Source organism: Deltaproteobacteria bacterium, assembly GCA_015233135.1.
In the GTDB taxonomy this organism is placed as follows: domain Bacteria; phylum UBA10199; class UBA10199; order JADFYH01; family JADFYH01; genus JADFYH01.
On the sequence record JADFYH010000001.1, the window covers coordinates 77,375 to 97,954 of the forward strand.

28 protein-coding genes are annotated in these 20,580 nt (G+C 34.7%); all 28 read right to left on the reverse strand.

The window, feature by feature from the left end:
• Positions 1-2: 2 nt before the first annotated feature.
• The 28 genes from HQM15_00365 to HQM15_00500 all read right to left on the reverse strand — a co-directional run bounded on the left by HQM15_00365 (position 3) and on the right by HQM15_00500 (position 20,230).
• Complete coding sequence (locus HQM15_00365; GenBank protein MBF0491218.1) at positions 3-833, reverse strand: hypothetical protein; 831 nt, start codon at positions 831-833, stop codon at positions 3-5.
• Positions 796-1,488, reverse strand: a complete 693-nt coding sequence (araD, locus tag HQM15_00370) for an L-ribulose-5-phosphate 4-epimerase AraD (GenBank protein ID MBF0491219.1) — start codon at positions 1,486-1,488, stop codon at positions 796-798. Before araD ends, HQM15_00365 begins: the two co-directional genes overlap by 38 nt.
• A 10-nt stretch (positions 1,489-1,498) precedes the next feature.
• Positions 1,499-2,479: a hypothetical protein gene (locus tag HQM15_00375; protein ID MBF0491220.1), complete on the reverse strand. Its 981-nt coding sequence runs from the start codon at positions 2,477-2,479 to the stop codon at positions 1,499-1,501.
• Positions 2,464-3,339, reverse strand: coding sequence for a ribose 5-phosphate isomerase B (gene rpiB / locus HQM15_00380; GenBank protein MBF0491221.1), 876 nt, complete (start codon positions 3,337-3,339; stop codon positions 2,464-2,466). Before rpiB ends, HQM15_00375 begins: the two co-directional genes overlap by 16 nt.
• Before the next feature lie 96 nt (positions 3,340-3,435).
• Entirely contained in the window at positions 3,436-4,626 is a 1,191-nt protein-coding gene (locus HQM15_00385; GenBank protein ID MBF0491222.1) for a glycosyltransferase family 9 protein, read from the reverse strand.
• Positions 4,623-5,369 carry a class I SAM-dependent methyltransferase gene (locus HQM15_00390; GenBank protein MBF0491223.1) on the reverse strand — a complete coding sequence of 249 codons (747 nt, stop codon included), beginning with the start codon at positions 5,367-5,369 and terminating at the stop codon, positions 4,623-4,625. The genes HQM15_00385 and HQM15_00390 overlap by 4 nt, the downstream gene beginning before the upstream one ends.
• A gap of 1 nt (position 5,370) precedes the next feature.
• A complete protein-coding gene (locus HQM15_00395) occupies positions 5,371-6,354 on the reverse strand; it encodes a glycosyltransferase family 2 protein (protein ID MBF0491224.1) in 984 nt (327 codons plus the stop codon).
• A gap of 15 nt (positions 6,355-6,369) precedes the next feature.
• The gene (locus HQM15_00400) at positions 6,370-7,245 is read right to left on the reverse strand and encodes a class I SAM-dependent methyltransferase (protein MBF0491225.1); all 876 of its coding nucleotides are present in this window, start codon (positions 7,243-7,245) and stop codon (positions 6,370-6,372) included.
• Positions 7,246-7,253: 8 nt separating this feature from the next.
• Positions 7,254-8,603 (reverse strand): hypothetical protein, encoded by a 1,350-nt coding sequence (locus tag HQM15_00405; protein ID MBF0491226.1) that lies wholly within the window; start codon positions 8,601-8,603, stop codon positions 7,254-7,256.
• Positions 8,600-9,511 carry a transketolase gene (locus HQM15_00410; protein MBF0491227.1) on the reverse strand — a complete coding sequence of 304 codons (912 nt, stop codon included), beginning with the start codon at positions 9,509-9,511 and terminating at the stop codon, positions 8,600-8,602. Before HQM15_00410 ends, HQM15_00405 begins: the two co-directional genes overlap by 4 nt.
• Positions 9,508-10,320, reverse strand: a complete 813-nt coding sequence (locus HQM15_00415) for a transketolase (protein MBF0491228.1) — start codon at positions 10,318-10,320, stop codon at positions 9,508-9,510. The genes HQM15_00410 and HQM15_00415 overlap by 4 nt, the downstream gene beginning before the upstream one ends.
• Positions 10,310-11,236: an NAD(P)-dependent oxidoreductase gene (locus HQM15_00420; GenBank protein MBF0491229.1), complete on the reverse strand. Its 927-nt coding sequence runs from the start codon at positions 11,234-11,236 to the stop codon at positions 10,310-10,312. The genes HQM15_00415 and HQM15_00420 overlap by 11 nt, the downstream gene beginning before the upstream one ends.
• Positions 11,233-12,471, reverse strand: a complete 1,239-nt coding sequence (locus tag HQM15_00425) for a methyltransferase domain-containing protein (protein MBF0491230.1) — start codon at positions 12,469-12,471, stop codon at positions 11,233-11,235. The genes HQM15_00420 and HQM15_00425 overlap by 4 nt, the downstream gene beginning before the upstream one ends.
• Positions 12,472-12,491: 20 nt before the next feature.
• The gene (gene rfbG / locus HQM15_00430) at positions 12,492-13,580 is read right to left on the reverse strand and encodes a CDP-glucose 4,6-dehydratase (GenBank protein MBF0491231.1); all 1,089 of its coding nucleotides are present in this window, start codon (positions 13,578-13,580) and stop codon (positions 12,492-12,494) included.
• Positions 13,581-14,348, reverse strand: coding sequence for a glucose-1-phosphate cytidylyltransferase (rfbF, locus tag HQM15_00435; protein ID MBF0491232.1), 768 nt, complete (start codon positions 14,346-14,348; stop codon positions 13,581-13,583).
• Entirely contained in the window at positions 14,345-14,674 is a 330-nt protein-coding gene (locus HQM15_00440; GenBank protein MBF0491233.1) for a transposase, read from the reverse strand. Before HQM15_00440 ends, rfbF begins: the two co-directional genes overlap by 4 nt.
• A gap of 103 nt (positions 14,675-14,777) precedes the next feature.
• Complete coding sequence (locus HQM15_00445; GenBank protein MBF0491234.1) at positions 14,778-15,848, reverse strand: glycosyltransferase family 9 protein; 1,071 nt, start codon at positions 15,846-15,848, stop codon at positions 14,778-14,780.
• Between the two features lie 110 nt (positions 15,849-15,958).
• Entirely contained in the window at positions 15,959-16,693 is a 735-nt protein-coding gene (locus tag HQM15_00450) for a sugar transferase (protein MBF0491235.1), read from the reverse strand.
• Positions 16,694-16,772: 79 nt separating this feature from the next.
• A complete protein-coding gene (locus tag HQM15_00455; protein MBF0491236.1) occupies positions 16,773-17,171 on the reverse strand; it encodes a type II toxin-antitoxin system VapC family toxin in 399 nt (132 codons plus the stop codon).
• A gap of 1 nt (position 17,172) precedes the next feature.
• Complete coding sequence (locus HQM15_00460; GenBank protein ID MBF0491237.1) at positions 17,173-17,409, reverse strand: hypothetical protein; 237 nt, start codon at positions 17,407-17,409, stop codon at positions 17,173-17,175.
• Positions 17,410-17,616: 207 nt separating this feature from the next.
• On the reverse strand, positions 17,617-17,808 hold the full coding sequence (locus tag HQM15_00465) for a hypothetical protein (protein ID MBF0491238.1): 192 nt from the start codon (positions 17,806-17,808) through the stop codon (positions 17,617-17,619).
• Between the two features lie 25 nt (positions 17,809-17,833).
• Positions 17,834-18,241, reverse strand: coding sequence for a type II toxin-antitoxin system VapC family toxin (locus tag HQM15_00470; protein MBF0491239.1), 408 nt, complete (start codon positions 18,239-18,241; stop codon positions 17,834-17,836).
• A complete protein-coding gene (locus HQM15_00475) occupies positions 18,228-18,452 on the reverse strand; it encodes a hypothetical protein (protein ID MBF0491240.1) in 225 nt (74 codons plus the stop codon). The genes HQM15_00470 and HQM15_00475 overlap by 14 nt, the downstream gene beginning before the upstream one ends.
• Positions 18,440-18,805: a sugar transferase gene (locus HQM15_00480; GenBank protein ID MBF0491241.1), complete on the reverse strand. Its 366-nt coding sequence runs from the start codon at positions 18,803-18,805 to the stop codon at positions 18,440-18,442. The genes HQM15_00475 and HQM15_00480 overlap by 13 nt, the downstream gene beginning before the upstream one ends.
• Before the next feature lie 222 nt (positions 18,806-19,027).
• Positions 19,028-19,261, reverse strand: coding sequence for a hypothetical protein (locus HQM15_00485; GenBank protein ID MBF0491242.1), 234 nt, complete (start codon positions 19,259-19,261; stop codon positions 19,028-19,030).
• A gap of 147 nt (positions 19,262-19,408) precedes the next feature.
• Positions 19,409-19,729 (reverse strand): hypothetical protein, encoded by a 321-nt coding sequence (locus tag HQM15_00490; protein MBF0491243.1) that lies wholly within the window; start codon positions 19,727-19,729, stop codon positions 19,409-19,411.
• The gene (locus HQM15_00495) at positions 19,726-19,980 is read right to left on the reverse strand and encodes a UPF0175 family protein (protein ID MBF0491244.1); all 255 of its coding nucleotides are present in this window, start codon (positions 19,978-19,980) and stop codon (positions 19,726-19,728) included. The genes HQM15_00490 and HQM15_00495 overlap by 4 nt, the downstream gene beginning before the upstream one ends.
• 82 nt (positions 19,981-20,062) lie before the next feature.
• On the reverse strand, positions 20,063-20,230 hold the full coding sequence (locus tag HQM15_00500) for a sugar transferase (GenBank protein MBF0491245.1): 168 nt from the start codon (positions 20,228-20,230) through the stop codon (positions 20,063-20,065).
• Positions 20,231-20,580 lie beyond the last annotated feature (350 nt).

Here is a 20,580-nt window from a genome sequence, read left to right on the forward strand (position 1 = left end):
TCTTAAGAATCTACATGTTGATAAGTATTACCATCTTCTACAAGATGAGAATCTTTGTCGTCATCTTTTGTAGAAACTTCTATAATGACTGAATCTTCTAAACCCATTCTACAATGCATTAAACCGACAGGTATCACAAAGGCATCACCAGGATTCAAGATAAGAGATTTATTCTCAGCCCTTCCTACTCTGACACCCACCTTCACCAAACCAGACTGTAAAAAATAAGCCTCTTTTTTCTTACAATGAAATTCCATACTGCCCCGACTGCCCGCCTTTAGAACTATTCGTTTAGCTGCATAATCATCGCTTAAAATACTCTCTATAGAGCCCCAATACTTTTCTCTATAATCAAAAGTATGTTTAATATTAACTTCGGTTTTTTTTTCAGAAAAATCTTCTACTTGAAGTTTTACAGAAGAAGGCGCTGGTTCAAGACAATAAACATCTTCTTTACTTGCTGAATCTCCAAAAAAATAAACTACACTTTTTTCAAAAGAATAAAGACTATGGGCAATCATCTTTGGTATCTGAAATACATCTCCTTTCTTGAGAAGATGCCACTTGGTATTTCCATCTTTTTCTATAATTTTTAAAACTACCAAACCTTCTTCTACAAAAATAGCCCCGTTTACACTTCTGTATAATTTTAATTGAGTAGATTTATGTGGAATTAAGTTTAATTGTCTCAAGCAAAACTCTGACTCAGACACAATATCCAATTCATAACCAGAGGGCGTTAATTGCTTAGAGGCTGTCAACACTCTATTAATTGAATCAAAACTTAATCCATATTCAGACATTGGATTGGCCATAATATTTTGATTTTCCATGCTTTCTTTCAAAGTGTTTTATAAACAGTTGAGAATTGGGCTTACTTTCGCCCTTACTTAGTAACAGCGTCTTAAATGCCAAACGAGCTACTTGCTCTACTATATACGAGTTTTCATAAGCTTGTTGTATATTCTTTCCCCAAGCAAATACCCCATGACTTTCAATGAGGGCAGCAGGGATTTCAAGCATATTTACTTTTTTTTCCTGAAAATAAGCTATAATTCTCTGACCAATACTTACCTCATAATTTTCATTAATCTCATTATCAGTAAAATTTCCAATCACTGGAACATCACTTTTAAAATAATCCGCATGAGTTGTACCTAAAATTGGAATAGGCATTTTCGCCTGAGCAAATGCAGTAGCATAAGGCGAATGAGTATGAATAACGGCTCCAATTTCATTGGAACCTTTATACAACTCCAAATGAGTGGGTGTATCCACAGAAGGCTTATACTGACCAACAAAACCACCTTCCAAATTTACTTTTACAATTTTTTCTGGAGTAAGATCTTTAAAAGATACACCAGAGGGCTTAATGTAGATATGTTTTCTATCTGGTTCAATTGCGCTTGCATTTCCCCAAGTTAAAACAACTAAACCGGATTGAATAAGCTCTTGGTTAATTCTTACAACTTCATTTATAATAGACATAGAAAAATCATTATTTAAGATTTGAAATATACTCGTTTAATTCAGATTTTAAAGGAGGCTTAGTTCCTTTTTTAGTTACTGACAAACCCGCCCAACAATTAGCTAAAAAAAGCGACTCTTCAGGATACGATAAAGGATTACTCAAAGAAAACGATGCAAGGAATGAATCTCCAGCGCTACAAGGATCAACCTCTTCAACCTTTATGGAAGAGACAAAGAATGTTTCTCGATTTTTTTCTTTTAAGAACGCACCTTGATTACCCAACGTAAGACAAATACTAGAGTTTAGTAACGCACTCAGCTTAGTTAAATCTTGTTGTGGATTAAAATTCTGCAAAACTTGATTAGCCTCTTTTAAATTTAAACAAATATAATCCGAACCGGCATAGTTCAAGTGGTTAGATTCCCGTTGAGACACTTGAGAGCTTGCGAATACAGGTACTTTAAACTTAAAAGACAAATCATTAATACTCTTTGCAAGAAAATTACTTATCATTCCATGACGATAATCCACCAGAAGCAACAAATCGAAACTTGAAATGTTTTTTTCTATATAAGCTATAATTTCTTTTTCAACTTGAGATTCAATTTCAGTATTATCAATTTGATCAAACTGCAAAAGCTTATAACCATCTACCCAAAATCTTTTTTTAACTGTCGTACATTTATTTGCAATTTTAATTTTATGGAAATTTAATTTAGGATGAGACCACTCGTCATAATATTTACCAGCAAGATCTTCACCTATAACAGACACAAACGTTACCTGAGCACCCAGCTCCAGAAGATTTGTCACCACACAACTAGCGCCACCAAAGGAACACTCAGTTTTTTCTTCTCGAGCAACAATAGTAGGCGTTTCAGCAGATTTACCGATAGCATGACCATATACATATATATCTAGTATAGAATCGCCTATTACTAAAACTTTTTTATTACCAAATTCTTTGACTATTTGAGACAAAATATTTTTATTTATAACTTTTCCCATGTCTCTTTTTCTTTAATTTTTTTCAGAGTCTGAGTAGTAGAATATCCCTCAATAAAAGGGAAAATTTTTACTTCAACCTGTTCGGGAATCGCATCTCTTATTTTCACTTCCTGAGCAGTCCACTCTCCACCTTTTACCACTACATCAGGCAATATTTGTTCGATAATATTTTTTGTTTTAACATCATCAAAAATAATAACCTCATCTACTTCTTGAATAGACTCCAGAAGCTTTTTTCTATCTCCTTCAGAATTAATAGGTCGACTTGGTCCCTTCAACTCCTTCACTGCTCTATCGGAATTTATACCCACAATTAATTTTGACCCTAAGCTTTTTGCAAATTTTATTAGCTCTATATGTCCCGTATGAAGAACGTCAAACACACCATTGGTAAATACAATTTTACCAGGTCTGTGATAACTTATTCTCTCTACCCTTTTTACATGGCGACCTTCACCAAAGGGTGTATCTAACCACATATCCACAATCTGAGTTGTAACTTCCAGCGAAGTAATCCAAGCACCTAGACACAACACATTCGAATCATTATGTTCTCTACACTTGGGAGCACTTTCCAAATTATGGATGAGAGCAGCTCTTACATTAGGGAAACGATTTGCCATTATACTCATCCCAACCCCGGTACCACAAACAAGTATCCCTTTACTCACATCCCTTTTATTGACAATTTGACCAAGTTGACTGGCGTAATCCGTATAATCTACTTTTTTATTAATGTCGTAAGGACCTAAATCGATGCAATTGTATGATTTTTCTTTAAGATAAGAATGGATTATTTTTTTTAGCTCAATACCATTATGGTCTGAGGCGATAACAATATTTTTTTCTTCATTGCTCATCAAAAACTCCGACAATTGAGAAGGCTTTTTCAGGTATAAAATCTTTTAGGGCCTGTACCTAGTTTACCAACTAGGATCAAGCATAAAAATTGCCCATTAAAGCAGATTTAAAGAAGCTTCATAGACCTTATAAACATCAATATTTTGAACACATTCCATCTCAAGACATCCTTTACTTAGATAGCAAGGGCTGCAAGGTGTAGGATAAGAAATGAACATATTTTTATCGGAAGGGGGTCTCCATTGAAAAACATTAGTAATACCATGACCAATAATCACACATGGCTTATCAAAAGCCGAAGCTATATGGGCTATTACAGAATCAGCACAAATCACAAGGTCTGCAAGATAAACCGCTGAAACAAACTCTTGCCAATTGAATTGATTGCACAGGTTTAAACAATTAGAAAAACCCTCAATTGCTTTCTGAATATTGATATTTTCTCTCGCTCCAGCCCCTGTAAAAAGAATGGTATATTTCTGATCTTTAAAAAGATTTATCAACTGACTCCATTTTGTCAGTGGCCACTCTTTAATACTTGCACCAGAACCAATATGAAAAACTATATAGGCATTTGCCTCAAATCCACATACCTTTAGTTTTTTTAACAAATAATTTAAATCTTCATAGCTTACTTTTAGAGAAGGCCTTAATTTTTCAACATCCAGTTTTTTTGAAAAAGTGAATTCTAATAAATCAATATGATATTGTGCGACAGGCTGATTTTTTTCTTTCCAGTCGAGGGAGTGAGTAAGAAGGTTTTTAAATCCTCCACTCGAGTATCCTGTGCGAATAGGAATATTTGCTTTCCAAATTAGAGGGATTGAATTTGGGAAATAATAATACAGATCAATTGCGACATCATAATGAATTGACCGAATTTCACTCAGAGCTTTTTTACGACTAAAATAATATTGTTTTATTTTTTCAAATAAATTCTTTGAGGATCGATTTAGCTTCCAATGATCAAAAGTATGAATCCAATCGACTTGAGGATTATGCTCGATTATTTGTTTAGCCCAGCTTCCTACTAGAAAACCTATCTTTGCATTAGGATAGTTTTTTTTAATTATTGGAATAATAGAAGTGGCAATAACAACATCACCAAGATGAGAAATATTACAGATAAGAGCAGCGTTAAAATAATTTAACCTTGGGCTTTGCTTTGACTTTTTTAGGATTTTAATTTTAAAAAGATAATTAGTAAAAATAAGGAGGAAATAAAGAATACGGTTTCTTACTAAAAACTTCCCACTTAAAGGAGATGTTTTTCGACTACCTATCATTTCTTTACCACACAAAGTAAATTAGCTGAGTATATCCCCCCCATACTATCTCCGTTGGCAATCAACATATAGGCTTTAATGCACGGCTTAACCAAAAAATTCCACAACAGTCTTCTTATCATACTGATTGGTCCATGAACATATGGGGGCAACTCAAAAAATGAAAAATTGGGACTAAATCCTGATAACAACAAACTTTGTCTTAAACTAGACAGTGTATACGCACGCTTATGGGTAATATCACCATAGGTATGTACTGATATAGGACATATAGCATTCGGAACCTGTATCAGCAGCACTCCTCCGGTTTTCAACGCTACAAAACAAGCACGTAATAGATTTATTGAATCCTCCAGATCTATATGTTCGAGAATATCACAAGCAATAATTGTATCGTAAACAGACGTTTTATCTTCTAAAAATGAAAAAGCATCCGCTAAAAAAATATCGTCCAATCCTAACTTCTCCTTAGCATATACAACTTGCTCTTCACTTATATCTATACCTAACAATTCGGTAAACCCATTTTCCTTTAATGCCTTTAAATACCTCCCGTATCCACAGCCTATCTCTATAATTTTGGATTTCTTATCATGAGGCAAATGAGGTAGAAGAAACTTTTCAAAATATCCCCGACTCCACTCAGTTAACGACTCTTCATTAGTATCAACCAACATTGCAGTCGAAGTATACTTTTTGAAAAATCTCTCATTATCAATTATTTTAGATGTATTTTGGATCATATTATTTAATCTTCACAACACGAGATTTAATAAACTTATAAATAAAGCTTATTGGAGCCTTTGGGATTAATAATAAAGGCACGCAAACTCCCCAAAAAATAAAATATTTTTTATAATAAGGAAACATAAGTACAAATAATCCATTAGTGCTCTTGTTATCTCTTATTTTTACGAGAATATCGTGAACAACAAACTCTTTAATAATTCTACATTGAGCTTTATTAACTGCTTTTAAGGTATATCCTATATATTTAAGCTTATTTAGAATCAGCGACATTCCTATTACATTGTATTTATACCAATCGTACCCCCCTGAGTTGTTCCCTCTATTGCAAACCACAGGAATAGGATTATAAATCACATTACATTTTGGAAAGAGACCATAGTAAGCCGCATAAACCTGTGGATATCCATAGTCCAGAAAAAAATCGTACTCTTTATCTGGGCGCTTAATAAAACAAGACTTTTTAAAAACAAGTGAAGACACATAACCTAAATGTATACCAAATTTTGATAAAATATCGTTAGGATTGCTGAACGTTTCCTCAGATTGTATCCTAAAAAAAAAATTCTTTATTAATTTCGAAAAATCTTTTGACCAAACAGAATAGTTATTTATCACTAGATCATAATTGAGTTTTATATATTGCATAATTATGCCAATGGCGTTTTTGGTAACTTTATCATCATCCCCTAAAATCCAAATATATTTACCTGCAACTCTTTTTGTTAGAGAGCGTACATTTCTTTCGGCACCTATATTTTCTTCATTCCTGTAGTAAGTAATGAAAGGAAATGAAATTAAATAAGCCCTTACCATTTTATCTGTTCCATCCATACTAGCATTATCGGAAATAATGATTTCTATTTCCGATTCAAAGTCTTTTATAGATTCTATTACACTATCTAAACATTCCCTTAACATAAATGCTCTATTGTAGGTAGGGATACATATAGACAACAAAATTTCTGGATTAGAGTTCATTTATTTTAAATAAAATTACATAACCTCGCGTTTTTTCAAACCCCAAGGCTTGTTTATTTTAGGTGATAGAAATGGAAATACATTTTTCAATGCTAATTTTAAAAATTTAGGAGTGCTACTCTTCATTTTTTTTAATATACGCCCTTTTGCTGAACTTTGAATCTCTCCTGTAAATGCTGTTGTGTAGAATTTTTGTGTAGGTATTTTATCAGAAGAGGAGTCTGTAATTTTCTCGGCAACAAAAAAAGTCCCCAGAGAGTTATTAGAAGCTATTACTGTATAGTATTCCCAGGGCATTTCATAAAAAGTCCATTTTGTATCTGGATCGTATTTACTATGCTCAAATAATAATGCCTGCATATTTATAAACTTATTTTCGCCATAAAAATCATAAAACAAAGTTGGGCTAAATTGATAAAAACCATGCTGAACCATGTTGTTAGTAGGTGAAAAATGTAACACTCTACCACCATTCTTTAACATCAAACTTATACTTTTAAATACTTCTCTAATATTAAAAACATGCTCCGAAGTACCTCCATCAATTATTAAATCAAACTTATTATATAAGTTAGGCGGAACAGGAAAATTCAAATCTTGAATCAACTCTGCACCTTCCATATCACTCACATCCATAGACATTACGTTTTTTACCCCTAATAAATCAAAAAAATACCTCTCATCAAGCTGAGCAGTTTCACAGCCTATAGGCTTTCTGAATAAAATTGAATTATCACCAAAAATAGGACTTAAAGACTCTTTTTGAAAAGCTTTCAACACTTCAGAAGTTGAAACATATATATTTTGCCTACCTAATGTAAGCACACTCTCAAAAGGTCTCTTTTTATACTCTCGTAATATCATTCTTAAACTAGGATATAACAACCCCATAACCCCTCCTAAGCTTCAGCATGCCATTCTCTCCTATATTCATAAAAGATACTTGTTGTCCACGGCATAATTACTATTGCATTGATAATTAAATACGAACTTACAGCTCCAATAGGACCAAACTTACTTCCATAAAACCACACACACAATCCAATCAATAAGCTACCAACAACAGACATTCCGGTTAGAACCTCTTTTTTATGGGCTCTTAAATATGCTGCTTCACAAAGAGTGATATGAAAAAATATAGTCGCTAGTGAAAACACGACAACCTCTTTGATAGGCAACAATCTATCTAAAATTTTTATGTGATTTAGTTTTAAAATTATTAGTAATGAACTAAATAAGGACACCACAAACATAAGCACAAAAAATGATTTTATAGAATTTCTAAACCAAATTTTATCCAAAGATTTATATTCTTTCTTTGCTATCAAAATTCCAAAGCTTGGTATTTTTATTTGAATCCAAGCTATTCCAATATTTTGAATAGCACCAACTATTTGCCAAGTTAAACCCATTTGCCCAGCTACAACAGGCCCATAATAATGAAACATTACTGGATTGAATAATGAAAATGAAAAGTAATTTACTAAGCCCGCCAACGCAAGCCTTGATTGCATTGGTAGAACTTCTTCTTTCCAATTTATTACATCGGTTTGCTTAGTTCTATATATAGATTTAATAAAATTTTTATACTTAATTAATAAAGCTAGATTACATAAAAGTAAAAAAACTGGTTGTGCTAAGGATGCCCATAATTTTGCCTTTAATCCTAGTAATATACAAAAGGCAATACTGCCTAAAACTCCCTGGATAAACCTATATTTATATAAAGTTTTTAGTTGATTACAACCTTCGAGAATAGAAATTATTGGTAGCAAAAATAACTGCAGGGCAGAGAGAGCGACTAAAACCAACCACGGAAATAACCAAATATTTAATCCCTCGTAATGCGATTTAGAAAAAAATAAAACTCCTATAATGCTTACTATTGCTAAGAATAAAATAGAGACCACGAGATACCATCTTACAGTTAACTGAAATAAACTTTTCAACCTCGATAAGTTTGTTTTTTCTCCAATAATATATCCTTGATCATCAAAGTTAAGGTTAGACCATTCATGACTAGCAAATTGAATGATGACAGTACTGAATGCGAGTTCAAAAAAAATTTGAAGCCCTACCAAGCTACTAAAAGTATAGTAAAAGCCCTGCAATTTAGGCTCTAAATACTTGTATATGAAAAATATGGTAAGAGGACCAGAAAAAACAGACCAAATTCTGGAGGAAAGATAAATTACAAGAGTATAATCAACTTCGAAAAACTTTAAAATTTTTCTTATGAAAAAAATCACAAAATAGAAGTAGCCACTTTAATGATATTTTCTATTGATAAACCATACAAAGATCGAAGGGCCATCTGCGATGCTGCTATTGTTTGAACTTTCCTATCCAATTTAATGGGCATAAAACGCACGTAAAAGCTCTCCTGCATCAAAACTTCAGATACCACTGAAGCTAACCCACCTTCCCCATGTTCTTCGATAGTTATAATTTTTTTTGTTTTAATAATTGACTGCAAAATACTATCAACATCTAGAGGGGAAATAGTATGGGCACTAAGCACCTCAACTGAAATTTTTCTACTTTCAAGGTGTTGTACAGCTTGCATGGCTAGATCAAGAACTCCGCCTGTAGTAATAAATGTAACATCCGTTCCTTTTTTTACTCTTATAATTTTACCAATTTGAAAGTCTGGAATATCTTGATAAACAATTGGCTCGCCAGCTTTACCTAAACGCAAGTAACACGGGCCATTCCATTTTACCATTGCTTCAGTAGCAAGCTGAGTTTCAACAGGATCACCCGGAGCAATCACTGTCATATTTGGTAATACACGCATTAACGCTAAATCTTCTATTCCATGGTGCGTATACCCTTGTGTGCTATATGTAAAACCACCTCCTACCGAGACTATTTTTACGTTAGCATTATGATAGCAAACATCATTTCTAATTTGCTCTAAACATCTAACTACAGGAAAATTTGCAATCGAATAAGTAAATACAGTTTTACCAGACAATGCCAAGCCTGCCGCGACTCCAGTCATATTCTGTTCCGCAACCCCTACGTTAATAAAACGACTTGGAAACTTCTCTATAAATGGTTCCAAAACAGAAAAACCTAAATCACCGCATAACAAGAATATGTTTTCATCATGCTCGGCCAACTCACACAATGTTTTTACAAAAGTGTTTCTCACTGCAAATCTAGCTCCTTTAATGCTTTTTCTAATTGCTCAATATTAGGTGATTTATAATGCCACTCCAGCTTATCCTCCATGAAACTAACTCCTTTACCTTTAACTGTATGAGCAATTACTACGCTGGGCTTACCTTTATTAAAGGGAATTAACTTAAAAACATCTTCAATTTCTTTATGAGAATGACCATCAATTTCTTTCACTACCCAACCAAAAGACTCAAACTTGGATTTTAATGGCTCTAAGTCTAAGACGTCTTTCACAGTACCAAAGCTTTGTATCTTATTATAATCAACAATTAAAATGAGGTTATCCAACTTTTGATGAGGAGCAAAAAGAATAGCTTCCCAATTTGATCCTTCGTCCAACTCTCCATCACTGACTAAAGTGAAAACACGATAATCTAAAGAATCTGCCTTTCCAGCTAGAGCCATACCACACGCAATAGGTAATCCATGACCTAATGAGCCAGTTGAGACCTCTACTCCAGGCACATAGTGGCTGATATGACCCATTAACCTAGAGCCATCTTCACAGTAAGTATCAAGCTCCTCTTTTGGAAAGAAATCTAACTCACCAAGCAAGGCATACATAATTGCTGCAGCATGTCCTTTACTTAAAATAAATCTATCACGATTTTTATTTTTTATATCAGCAGGCGAGATTCTAAGAACTGTAGTGTACAACACTGAAATAATATCAGCCATAGAGAAACAACTTCCCACATGAGAAGCCTTTGATTTATGAACCATTTCAAGAGTTTTTTTTCTTATTTTTTTAGATAAGATTAACGAATTATTAGTTAGCATTAAGCTTTCCTCTATACCAATCCACCGTCTTTTTTATACCATATTCTAATTTTGTTTTTGGATACCAATTAATGGTTGATTTTATTTTTGTAATATCTGCTTGCAGATGCATTACTTGATCTTCACGATAGGGAACTTCTCCAAATTTAAGCTTTATATTTTTATCAATATATACCGAAATCATTTCGACAATATTTTTTATACTCTGCACTTTACCTGAACCCAAATTAAAAACACCTTCAGCTTTTTGATTAATACCTAATTGATAAATTGCCTCAACAGCATCTTCAACATACAAATAATCCCACAGCTGTTCACCCAAAGTAAGCTTAGGAATTTTTTTATTTAAAAGCTGATTTATAACTGAAGGCAACATCCAATACTCATGATCCATAGGACCATAAGTTGAAAACACTCTGACCCATACTAGTTTTGAATTACACAATTTAGATAATTGAGAAGCAATTAACTGAACAGATAATTTAACTGTACCATACAGAGTTGTAGGGGAGGTCAAATCCTCTTCTTTTGCTATTCTATTTAAAGGACCATATTCTGCTTGAGAACCTAAAATAACCCATCTTTTACAATCTGCTTTATGACAAATAGAGAGTAAGTCGAAAGTACTCTTTAGATTTGAAGTTACTTGAGCAAAGTCATTTCTTGAATTATTGGCAACACCTGACCAACCTAGATGAAATAACACTTCTGGTTTAAATTTAAAAATTTCTTGTTCAAGATTTTCTATAGAGAAGTAATCACAAGTGAGTACTTTAATTTTATCTAAACACGCACCAATTCTCCAAAAATCAGAATTCGGACCAGCTACTAATAATAACTCATGTTTATTTTTGCAGAGTAATTTTACCAAATATGAACCAATGAATCCTGTTCCGCCAGTGATCAACATTCTCATGCCAAAAGCTCCAACATAGATACAAGCTTACCACCCTTTTGCAGATAGTCTTTAAGCTCTCTTTTTATTTCATCTAAATATCCAAACGAAAATACAATCACCTCATCCACAAAATTTTGTAATAAATATTCAGGTGAAACTATGGGAACATGAGTATTTGGCGTAAGAAAACCATGAAAGCTAGCATTTTTATCACATAAAAAATTAATCTCTTTATGAGTGAGGCCCGACATGGCTAAAGTCATAACACCCCGCCCCCCCCCACCATAGCCAGCAAATTTAAATCCGTCAGATATTTTACTTTGTACATAAGATCTCATCTTGGAATAAGATTTTGCAACTTTTTGAGCAAATTCTTCATAGATTTTATATTGCTTAAGATAAGTAAAATCAGCGCAGAAAGAAACACTTTCATCGGATTTGTGAGAAGAATTATTGAGGGCTGCAGCCACTAGAAGAGAATTTCCTCTTCTAAGTTTTTCAGGAACCAGATCTGTGCTAAGAAGTTTAAATCCAAATCGTTCTAAGGTTTCTTTAATTGTTAAGGGAGTCATGTAAATAGAATGCTCATGTTCAAACAGACAAGTTTCACATCGAGCAATAATTTTAGATAAGTCATGTATCTCTATAATGAGAACCCCTTTATTTGGATCCAAAATTCTTTTTACTGATTCAAGGAATTGTTTAGGTTGAGGTAAATGATCGAAGGTATAGGTGAGTAACACCACTTGAGCAGGTAAAAACTCTTTTGGAATTTGATCAATTGTTTCTGCATTAAACAAAGTTTGAATTGTAGGCACATCTCGTTCTTTGGACAAATTTGTAAGTTCTGCAGAAGGTTCAATACCCAACACTTTCATTTTTTTTTGCTTAAAATATTTTAATTGCTCGCCATCGCCTGATCCAATTTCAATAACATGATCGCCTTCGCGCAATTCAAATTTATTAAAAGTATTATCAGACAACATTTTCATAAAACTTCTTGTAAACTCCGAGCTTGAAGAAGTGTATTTATAGTCCCGATAGTATTCTTGTACTTCCACATCATGTAATGTTTGTGTAACTTTGCACTCTTCACAAAAAAACAGGTCAATTGGATATGAAAATTCCGTTCCAACTTTAGCAGGTGTTATGATTTGATCGGTAAAAGGCATATCATCAAAAGTTAAAAAATTCTTGAGGGATGAAGAATTACAAATTCGACAACGTTCGTTCTTTTGAATATTAATTTTCATGTTAAAACCCATGTCTTCCCTTAGTTTTTTTCTGTGACATATTTGAACTCCTGATATATTTTGACTTGTTCTAGAGAAAAAAACCTTATATCTTCACCTATAGCCAATTTTTTATACCAAGCCACTATCCAGTTTAATGTAATCTCTAAATTCAACCTTGACTTCCAACCCAAAACAGATCGGGATTTGGATGAATCTAACTTTAAATAAGCTGCCTCATGCGCTTGATCAGCACCATCCACCACCCACTCAATATTTGCCCCCCACATTTTACATAACTTATCCACTATCCAAGATACTGGCTTTGCATCTTCATCCACTGGACCAAAATTAAAAGCTTCTGCAAACTTTCCCTTACTTTCATAAAGTTTTTGAGCAAGCAAGAGGTATCCACATAAGGGTTCCAGAACATGCTGCCAAGGTCGAATAGCCTCAGGGTTGCGTATGATGGGTTTTTCATTTTGCAATAAAGACTTCATTATATCTGGGATTAAACGATCTTCGGACCAATCACCACCACCAATTACATTACCTGCGCGAGCCGAGGCTAAAGCGACGCCATGTTTTTGATAATCATTTAAATTAAAAAAAGAGTTCCGATAAGCAGAAACAACTAACTCCGCACAACCTTTACTATTGCTGTAGGGATCATATCCTCCCATGGGTTCATTTTCTCGATAAGACCAAATCCATTCTTTGTTTTCGTAGCACTTGTCACTTGTCACAACTACAATAGCCCTAAGTGAATCACAATAACGGGCTGCTTCAAGTACATTGACTGTGCCCATCACATTAGTCGAATAAGTTTCAATAGGATTTTTATAAGAATATCGTACCAATGGCTGAGCTGCCATATGAATGACAATTTCAGGTTTTTCTTCTAACAAAACTTTCTTAAGCTTTTCAAAATCGCGAACATCTTCGTAGAATGTTTTTACGCTTTTATCTAAAGCAGCTAATTTAAAAAGAGAAGGCTCTGTTGGAGGGGGTAGAGAATATCCCACAATATTAACATTCAAATTTTGCAAAAACAAACAAAGCCAACTTCCTTTAAAACCGGTATTTCCGGTAATTAAAACTTTTTTATTTTTCCAAAAATCTAAATCCATTTACCAAACTTTCCATGGTGCCTTACCCGAGGCCCAGAGCTCTTCTAAGTGGTTTTTATCTCTCAATGTATCCATAGGCTGCCAAAAACCTTGGTGCTTGAAAGCTGAAAGCTGGCCTTCTTCAACTAACTTTTCTAAAGGTTCCCTTTCCCAAATTGACTCATCCCCTTTTATATATCCAAAAACCTTCGGAGAAAGCACAAAAAAACCTCCATTAATCCAAGCCCCGTCGCCTTGGGGTTTTTCTTCAAAACTTTCAATCTTATTTTCTAAAATCTTAATGGAACCAAATCTACCTGGAGGCTGAGTGGCAGTCAGGGTTGCAAGAGTTTTTTGTTTTTTGTGAAAATCAATCAAACTAGATATATTCACACTTGATAAGCCATCCCCGTAAGTGAAACAAAAATCTTCGTCCCCCAGATAATTTTGAACTCTCTTCAAACGCCCACCCGTCATTGTGTTTTCACCTGTATCTACTAATGTTATCTTCCATGGTTCAGAGCTATTTTGATGTACTTCCATTTTGTTACTACTCATATCGAAAGTAACATCTGAGTTATACAAAAAATAGTTGGCAAAATATTCTTTAATTACATAACCTTTATAACCACAACAAATTATAAAATCATTAGCCCCATATGCAGAATATAACTTAAGTATATGCCATAATATTGGCTTAGCACCAACTTCTATCATAGGCTTGGGCTTTAAGTGCGTCTCCTCTGATATACGAGTACCCAACCCCCCCGCTAAAATTACTACTTTCACGCAAAACTCCCAAGCTTTTCCTTCAACTGCTCAACCTCTACCGTTTTTTTACCCAACACTCTTTCTAGTTCGGCAATGTATTCTTGATAATTGTTTTGAGTTAGGGGGGAGGATTCCGGGGGTAGGACAGAAGTCTTTTTAGACTTTCCATTCAACTGCTTTTTCCATAAAAACAACTGACTTGCTGATATATCGTGTTTGCGGGCAATGGAAGAAATGGTCTCACCGTCTTTTTCTGCTTCAGCAAGAATTTTTTGTTTATCTTCGGATGAGTAGTGATGGCGTACCTTAGTTTTTGATACCTTTTCTTTCTTGACACTGGGCATTAGAACTCCTTTCAACTACAGATTTTAATAATAGACGTCTCAAAAATATAATTACTTCATGAGCCACTTGCAAAATTAAATTCTAACAAGAAGTAGAGCTGCCTCAACCGCTTACATTTATCTTATTGAATTCAGAAACAACATTTTCAACAGTAATATAATTCATACAATCTGTTGCTCTATTTTTAAATTCAAACCCATAATTTAAAAAACAACAACCTTCTTTGCTTGGCACTAAAGGATAAACATTTGGTCCAACTCCTCCCCATCTTTTAGGATTTGATGGACCATGCAAAGAAATTACCTTTGCACCAATTACTGCAGCATAATGCAATATCCCTGTATCAACAGTAATCACAACTTGTGAATAATAAAGCACAGAAGCTAATTCCTCAAAACTAAAGACACCAGCTGCATTAATTATATTTTGATTGATAACACCATCTATTTTTTCGATGACCAATTCGTTATGATATTTATCCTGTTCCGAGCCTGTCAAAATTATACTTAGACCGAGAGAAACAAAATATTTTGCTAGTGACTTCCAGTAATCAATGGGCCATTCTCTAAAATGCCCCACGAATCCCCCTGACTTAATATGAAAAACAATGTATTTCTTACTAGTAATTCTTTCTGGAATATTTGTATTTATTTTAACTTCTAAACTAGGTTTAAAATCATTTAATCTTTCCACAAAACAAGAAACTAAACTTAAATAATTTTCATATTCATGAATGTTAGTGCTGTGAGGAACTTTCAAGTCATAAGCATAATGCCTATACTGCCCAGGAGTTTTAAAACCCACTACTCGTTTAGCACCCGACAACACAGAGCATATAGCATTTATTCGAGGCCAAGCACCCATATCAAACAAAACATCCAATTTTTCTTTTCTAAACGCCCCGATAATTCCAACTGGATTACTAGGTTGAACAACAACGACCTTACTTACCCAAGGAATAAACCCTGAAACCACAAAGTTAGACGGGTTGCAAAACAATACTATTTCAGCATTAGGATAAAAACTTCTTAGCGCTTTTATGGCGGCTGTTGCAAGAATCAAATCTCCAATCCCAACTTCTTTATATATTCCTATTTTATTAATACTTTTATTTTTTTTGGACTTGAGCAATCTCTTAACAAACCCCAAAATAATGAGAATTGGAATACCCAAATAGAAATCAAGCTTCCTTTGGAGAGAACTAGATCTTTTACGTTTTGGCGAAATACTATAAAATTCTACCATACCTAAACTTTACCATTATATCGAACCAAACGACAAAATTAGTAAGCCCCACGACTCTTCAAAACCTCAGGTATTGTTTTGATAAGAATCAGAATATCTAAGCCAAGAGATTGCTCAAAAAAGTATTGTTTATCCAAAGAAACACGACTCTGGTATTCCACATTATTTCTCCCACTAACCTGCCAAAGCCCAGTAATTCCAGGTTTTAAATTTTTATAAAACTCAAAATCAACCCCATACATTTTAATTTCATCTTTTATGATGGGCCTAGGCCCCACGAAACTCATCTCACCTTTGATAACATTTAAGATTTGAGGCAATTCGTCCAAGCTAGTCTTTCTCAAAAACTTTCCTATTTTTGTAATACGCGGATCATTTTTTAGCTTAAAATCTTTATTCCATTCTTCTAAAGATTGAGGGTCTTGTTTTAAGACATCCTTTAGAATCTTTTGAGCACCTTGCATCATTGTGCGAAATTTAAAGCATTTAAAGGCTTCGCCCTGATAGCCAATTCTTTCATGCCTAAAAAACACCGGCCCCTTCGAATCTAGCTTTATCAAAACCCCAATCACTGCCATGAGGGGTAGGAGGAAGGGAAGCAGTAAAATGGCAAACGTAATATCAAAAACACGCTTGCTGATTAAATAGGAGCGGGAGATCTTGGGAGATGTAAGACGTGAGATGTTAGACGCAGGAAGAGGAGCGTCAGGCGTCAGGCGTGAGGCGTGAGGAGTTAGAGGTGAGGATATACTCATTTTTTTGGCTAGTTCCATAAATAGTATTAGAAGTCAGGTGTCAGAATGTGAGAACACAGAATGAAGAATTGCTGACCTACTGAATTTTGAATTCTTTTTAACCACATATTTCCTTCGGAGTTTTTCTTCCTGCCATAGTGCGATCAAAGTCTTTATCAAAGCTTATCAAAACAAGGCTGTATACTTGGATAATGGTATATTGATAAGCATCATCAAAGTCTAAGCTAAACTGTTTAGAATTCTCAATCAGTTGTTTCATGTGAAGAGGCTCCAGTTTAAGAACCTGTAATTGCCCATTTAGAAACAAATCGTCTATGAATTTGAGAAACAAGTCTGATTTTTTTCGATTGAGTAGAAACAAACCTATTGAATAAAAAGAAAACTCTGAGATAAATATTTTTTCTAGGGGTGTCTTTGAAAAAAGTTCAACCACATCATCCGACCTTTGCTGGTTGAGTAAAACTTCAAGAAAAATATTGGTGTCAGCAAGATACATTTTATTTCCATTCTTTAAAAATTTCATGTTGTAGTTTTACAGAATCAAACTGATTGTTTAAATCTTTCAGACCACCCCTCCAATCGAACTTCAATGAAATAGCATTTTCTTTAGTCTTCGACACAGAGTCATCATCCAATAAGGTAATAAGGATTCTCTGTGTAACCTCAAAGTGTATAGGCTCTTTGAATTTTACCACTCCACCGGGGCTAAGGACTGCCTCTACAGTTTTATACATAACAAAACTCCTTTTTTACAACATCTGCATGATTATAAAACACCGACCCCTTCGAATTTATTGAAAGAAACGGGAGTAGGAAAACAGCGAACAGGATATCAAAAACACGTTTACTCAGCAAATAAGCGCGGCTGGGGGTGGGGGAAGTTAGGGGGGAGGCGTTAGGGGTAAGGGGTGAGGAGTGAGGAGTTAGACGTGAGGAGGAGCTCATTTCTTGCTCCTACTTTTAATGGAGTTAATCAAGCCACCAAGAAGGGCAAAAATTTTATCTATTTTTTCTTTGGGTATATCCTTCTCCTGAATATATCCCACTTCTTTCGAAATAATCATTTGAGTTTCCAATTCATGATGTTTTCTCCTCACATCCTTAACCCCTTTCGCCTCACCCATCACTTTCATCACTTTTTACGCTTCACACCAAATGTTACCATACAACACTTACTGCATTTGATAGAGTGATATCTTCATCCTTTGTAATCAATGTGGCCTCTAATTGAATGGCGGTAGCAACAATAAGCTTATCATGCATTTCAAGATTGGGTTTAATTTGATTTGCAATTCTAAGAATGGAAAGCTCAAGAGGAACAAATTTAAAATTTTTTAAATTCAAAACTCTTTCAAGCGTTTCTTCAAAAGACAGCACAATCTTACCCTTCTTCGAAATGAACTGAATTTCTGCCAAAACAAGAGCTGGAATATAAATAGTTCCAGCTTGGACTGTAGCTTCAAAGGCACGTAGAGCCTGCTTGCTCAAACGATCATCTTCTGTCAAATACCAAACCAGCGAATGAGTGTCTGTTACATAATTCATGAAAGTATTAATTTTTTTCATAAGGAAACAGGGATTTTTTTGCCTCTTCGTAAAGTGAATCGTCTATCAAACTGTCTTTCCAAATTCCTTTCACAGACCCTCTCTTTTCAGAAGAAGGAAGTTCTTCTGAAAATTCATCTTTAAGGAAATGAAAAATTTTGTAAATTTTCGGAATCAAGTCCGGAGGTGTGGCTTGAATTTCTTCAATTAATATTTGTTTCAATGAAGCCATGATAAATAAACCCTTTCCATTAAAATTTGAGGCAATTCATCCAAGCTAGTCTTTCTCAAAAACTTTCCTATTTTTGTAATACGCGGATCATTTTTTAGCTTAAAATCTTCGCCCTGGTAGCCAATTCTTTCATGCCCAAAAAACACCGGCCCCTTCGAATTTATTGAAAGAAACGGGAGAAGTAAAACGGCAAACGTAACATCAAAAACACGTTTACTGATCAAATAGGAGCGGGAGATCTTGGGAGATGTAAGATGTGAGATGTTAGACGCAGGAAGAGGAGCGTCAGGCGTCAGGCGTGAGGCGTGAGGAGTTAGAGGTGAAGATATACTCATTTTTTTGGCTAGTTCCATAAATAGTATTAGAAGTCAGGATTCAGAAATAAGATTCAGAATTCAGAATATGGTAATCAGCATTTACTTTGAATCAATCATCAATCGGGTTAATAATATCAAGACCTTGAACAAATGAAAAATCACTTACGTTACGGGTCACTAAAGTGAGGTCATTTACCACGGCAGTTGCAGCAATGACTGCATCGGCAATTCCCATATTTTTTTCTACTTTTAGTGAAATTAGCGGGGTTCATTGCGATCCCATTCCTTTCTTATTTTTCTGGACTCCCCCTCAGCATCAATCTCCGAATACAGCCCCGACGTTTTTTGAAGTACATTCAAAACATCTTGAGTGAAATTTGATTCCGGTACGTCATAAACGATATGAACTTTAAAAGTACCTTGTGGAAACTTACCAAGCACTTGTTTAATTTGTCCGTTTTCTAGAACTGCTTCTAAAATTTTATGGCTCATAAGACTCCTTAGAAGACAAATAGCATCTTTTCAATACGTCTACCACCTCTCAAACCACTGGGCCTAAACCCTACAAAACTCATTGCCCCTTGTAAAATGTTAAATAACGGAAGTAGGAAGACGGCAAAGGTAACATCAAAAATACGTTTACTGATTAAATGGGAGCGGGAGATCATCAATAATCACCAGATCTGCCTTTTCTTGCAGCGACATCCATATTGTATCCCGCTCACCCTTGCCTAATTCTGCTAACAAGGGTGGAATATTTTGAGAAATTTCGGATCTTCTGGGCAACACCTCCAACCACTCCAAGTTTGCAAAAGGTGGCACTACTACTTTACCACCCTCTTCACACTCTTCCCGAACAGATTCGACGGTATAAATTTTTGTAAAAAGTAACTGCAACAAATTCAATTGAGAAACTGACGAAAGAGCAATGAGTGGTGTTGTATTGGTAAATACTTTCATAACAATGAGGTTTCTCTCCTAAAATCATCCTGACTATCTTCTAGCAAACAAGCTCCGCTTTCCATTGCTTTTGATAAAAAATGTAACCTCGAAACATTCAACCACTGTGCCGCCATACCCGATGCAATTTTACCTTCGTCAAACAAGGAAATTGCAACTTTCCATTTCATAATTTTTGCAAACTCCTCTGCATTGACATGCACCCCTAATAAAATTTCCTGAGGAACATCTATGGATATTTGGCTATTCATGTTAATTTCAACCTTTCTTTCAAGCTACTGATTTCCGCCTTTTCGATTGTAGATAAAAAGTATGGAAGTTTTTCGACAAATTCTAATAAGCACCCTTTCTAAACAAAATTACGGGAATAGTTTTCAAAATAATCCAAGCATCAAACCCAATAGATTGCCTAGCAGAATACTCTTTATCCAATTGCACCCGATTGTCATACTCCGTATCATTTCTCCCGCTCACCTGCCAAAGCCCAGTAATTCCACGCATCAGAACGACTCTCCAACTTGAGTAGCCAATTTTTCAAGCAGTTTTGGGTGATATCGGTTTCAATTTGAATCAAAAATCACCCTCTCCCCAACCCTCTCCCCTCAAGGGAGAGGGAACTTCCAATGAAAATCAATGAGATAGAAAAGTACAAAAAAACACACTAGTTAGTTACAATATTCTTCTTCAAACTTCTCTTAATCCACTCTTCTGTAGTTAAGTGTGCCTTTTGGGCCAGCTTTTCTATTTTATGAAACAATCCCTCTTCTAAGCCAATATATTTTTTTTGGGTAATTTAAATTTTTCCTTCACTTCTTTCACACTAGAAAATTCTTCCAAGTCATGCTCGTCAA